At 59.3% G+C, this 3,195-nt stretch carries 4 protein-coding genes; 2 read left to right on the top strand and 2 right to left on the bottom strand.

The window, feature by feature from the left end; all coding sequences use genetic code 11:
- Both rfaD and AC1D1P_RS18800 read left to right on the top strand, forming a co-directional pair.
- On the top strand, positions 1 to 874 hold an 874-nt coding region (rfaD, locus tag AC1D1P_RS18805), incomplete at its 5' end, for an ADP-glyceromanno-heptose 6-epimerase (RefSeq protein WP_477674015.1).
- Between the two features lie 134 nt (positions 875 to 1,008).
- A complete protein-coding gene (locus AC1D1P_RS18800; protein WP_477667957.1) occupies positions 1,009 to 1,569 on the top strand; it encodes a ComEA family DNA-binding protein in 561 nt (186 codons plus the stop codon).
- Between the two features lie 116 nt (positions 1,570 to 1,685).
- Here the strand turns inward: AC1D1P_RS18800 and AC1D1P_RS18795 are convergent, their stop codons facing one another.
- Together AC1D1P_RS18795 and AC1D1P_RS18790 are read right to left on the bottom strand one after the other, a co-directional pair.
- A complete protein-coding gene (locus AC1D1P_RS18795) occupies positions 1,686 to 2,231 on the bottom strand; it encodes a DinB family protein (protein WP_477667958.1) in 546 nt (181 codons plus the stop codon).
- A 296-nt stretch (positions 2,232 to 2,527) separates the two neighbouring features.
- A partial coding sequence (locus tag AC1D1P_RS18790) for a hydantoinase B/oxoprolinase family protein (RefSeq protein WP_477674014.1) occupies positions 2,528 to 3,195 on the bottom strand: 668 nt, incomplete at its 5' end.

The raw sequence follows: 3,195 nt of genomic DNA, 5'->3' as shown, positions 1-3,195 counted from the left end.
CGGCCTGCAGATCGCCGACTACGTGGATGCCGACGACTTCTATGACCTCTTTGCCGAAGGCGCTTATGGCCAGGTTGAGGCCGTGTTCCACGAAGGCGCCTGCAGCGACACGATGGAGCCCGATGGCAAGTACATGATGGACAACAACTACACGCTGTCGTGCGAGTTGTTCCATGCCTGCCAGGACCAGGGAACACGCCTGCTGTATGCCTCGTCGGCCGCCACCTACGGCGGATCCGACACGTTCAGGGAATCGCCCGAATTCGAACGACCACTCAACGTCTATGGCTACTCCAAGCTGCTCTTTGACCAGCGCCTGCGGCGTGAACTCGGCAACCGGTTTGAAGGCGCAGCCACCCAGGTTGCGGGCTTTCGCTACTTCAATGTCTACGGCCCCCACGAACAGCACAAGGGCCGCATGGCCAGCGTGGCTTTTCACCAGTTCAACCAGTTCCAGGCCGAAGGCAAGGTCAAGCTGTTTGGTGAATACGGCGGCTACGGCGCCGGCGGCCAGATGCGCGACTTCGTCTTCATTGACGACGTGGTGGCCGTGAACCTCTGGTTCTTTGACCATCCCGAACAATCCGGCATCTTCAACCTCGGCACCGGAAGGGCCCAGCCCTTCAACGACGTCGCCCTCGCGGTCGTAAACACCTTGCGCAAAGGACAGGATGCTGCCGCACTGAGCCTGGAAGATGCAGTGCGTGRCGGACTCATCGACTACATCACCTTCCCGCCGGCCTTGGTGGGCAAGTACCAAAGCTACACCCAGGCCGACCTGGGCGCCCTGCGCGCCACCGGATGTGGCCATGTTTTTGCCGATGTGCAAGCGGGTGTAACTGCCTACATGCAGTGGCTGGGCAAGAACAGCTGAGGCCTAGGGTTTCCCTAAGCCCAAATCACGCCAGGCGGGTCAACGCTGCCTGAGACCAGCCCGTTATAAAAGCAGCACCTTTATTCACAAGGGTGCATAACGCACCTCGCCCATCCATCATTGAGGAGATTTCCATGTTCAAGAAAGTACTGGCGTTTTTCGCCGCCATGTCTCTCGTTGCGGCCTTTGCTGCGGTCGACGTCAACAAAGCCACTGAGGCCGAACTCGACGGCATCAAACACATCGGCCCCGTCACCTCCAAGCTGATCATCTCCGAGCGCAAAAAAAGCGAGTTCAAAAACTGGGATGACTTCATCACCCGCGTCAAAGGTGTTGGAGAAAAACGCGCAGCCGAGTTCTCGGCCGCAGGGCTGACCGTTGGGGGTGCCGCCTATACCGGCCCGGCCGCCGCAGATGCGAAGGCAAAAACCAAGGCCGAAGCCAAAGCGGATGCCAAAGCCAGCAAGAAGGCCGACAAGCCAGTCACCGAAAAGGCCAAAGACGCAGCCATCGCCACAAAGGATGCAGTCAAGGGCGCGGCTATCGCGACCAAAGATGCCGTGGTGGAATCGGCCAAAGATGCCAAAGAGGCGGTAACGTCCAAAAAAGACGCCAAGAAAGACACCAAAAAAGAAACCAAGACCGAAGTCAAGGTTGAGGCGGCCAAGCCTGCCGCAAGCGCTGCCAAGAAGTAATTGGCCCGCACCCATAAAAAACCCGCTCATAGCGGGTTTTTTTATGTTAATTTTGGCTTCCAACCCTTTAGGGTCGGGCGCAAGCAGCTATCTATTTCATAGCACTTCAAAGGCCTCTACACCAGCGCAATCAGGTCCGTCACGCCCACCGCGGCGCCGGCCTGCGTGACCAGTGTCGTGGCCTGCCCCCGGTGGTGTGTCTGGTGATTGAAAAAATGCGTGAGGGCCTTCCAGACCACGTGTTCGCGCTGCACCCCTTTCGAGTTGGCGTAGCGCATGGTCATGGCCGGGTAAGCCTCAGGCATGTCGGCAGCCCACTGCTCGATGGCACCGTCGAGCTGCTGCCGTTTGGCTTTCAGCCCGGCCCAGTCTTCGTACAGCACCATGTCCAGCGTGTAGGCCTGCGGCATGTCGACAACTTCAGAGTTCAGCGATGTAAAACGGATGCCGTTGTCTGCCCCACATTGCGCAAAGCGCCTGAGCCAGACCTGGTCGGCCAGAACCAGATGGCCGAGCGTGTGATGGATCGAGCCGAAGAAAGCGCCACGGGCCCGCTGGCGCTCCTCATCGGTCAGGGTTTCACAGGCGTCATACAGCCGTTCATTCATCCAGCGGTTGTACTGAGCCAGAAGCCGGTAGTTGTCGATAAACGAAGCGGTCATATTTGCTCCTGAATTGATAGCTGCTTGCGCTTGCCAGGATTGCGCCAGAGCCGGATTTCATCCAAAAAGACCCGACGGGAATTGCGGCCCACCACCTGCTTGATTGCCCCAAAGCCAGGGCACATCAGCAGGCGCGTTTTCCACCCTTAGATTTTCACCTGAAAGAGGTACTGGTGAATGGCTCCGGCCAGGAAGATCAAACGCAGCCTGTCAAGTGCTTTGGCTCAATAACCAATGGTGACGTGTCTGCGTTTGCTGCGACTCAGGCCGGCACCAACCGGCCTGTCTGCATTGCGTCAAGCTTTTCCGAAGCCGCCGCCGCCCGGCGTATGGATTTCAAAAATATCACCAGGCTGCATCTCGGCCTGGCCGATATGGCCCAGTGTTTCGATCTGGCCTTGCGCCCGGACCACAACGTTTTGCCCGACCTGCCCGGCTTGACCTCCGGCCATGCCGAAGGCGCCGTGTTTGCGCCCGTTCGACAGGATGCTGGCCGTCATGGCCTCCAGGAAGCGGACACGGCGCACACCGCCATTGCCGCCGTGCCAGCGGCCTGCACCGCCGGAGCCCTGGCGAATCTCGTAGCTTTCCAGCCGCACCGGGAAGCGGAATTCCAGTACCTCCGGGTCGGTCAGCCGCGAATTGGTCATATGTGCCTGAACTACAGAGGTGCCGTCAAAACCCGACACCAGCTTGCCCGCATCATCCAGCTTTCCGCCGGCACCCGAACCACCCGAAATGGTTTCGTAGTACTGGTGGCGGGCATTGCCGAACGYGAAGTTGTTCATCGTGCACTGGCCGGCTGCCATCACACCCAGCGCGCCGTAAAGCGCATTGGTGATGCAGGTGGACGTTTCCACATTACCTGCCACCACCGAAGCCGGCGGGTTCGGGTTGAGCATGGAGCCCGGCGGGATGATGACCTTGAGCGGCTTCAGGCAGCCCGCGTTCAACGGGATATCGT

It is taken from the genome of Polaromonas sp. P1_E1_2 (genome assembly GCF_056406035.1).
This window is presented reverse-complemented; position numbering and strand designations above follow the sequence as displayed.

Coding starts and splice junctions, on each gene's coding strand:
- AC1D1P_RS18800 (WP_477667957.1), top strand. CDS start 1,009: ATGTTCAAGAAAGTACTGGCGTTTTTCGCCGCCATGTCTCTCGTTGCG.
- AC1D1P_RS18795 (WP_477667958.1), bottom strand. CDS start 2,231: ATGACCGCTTCGTTTATCGACAACTACCGGCTTCTGGCTCAGTACAAC.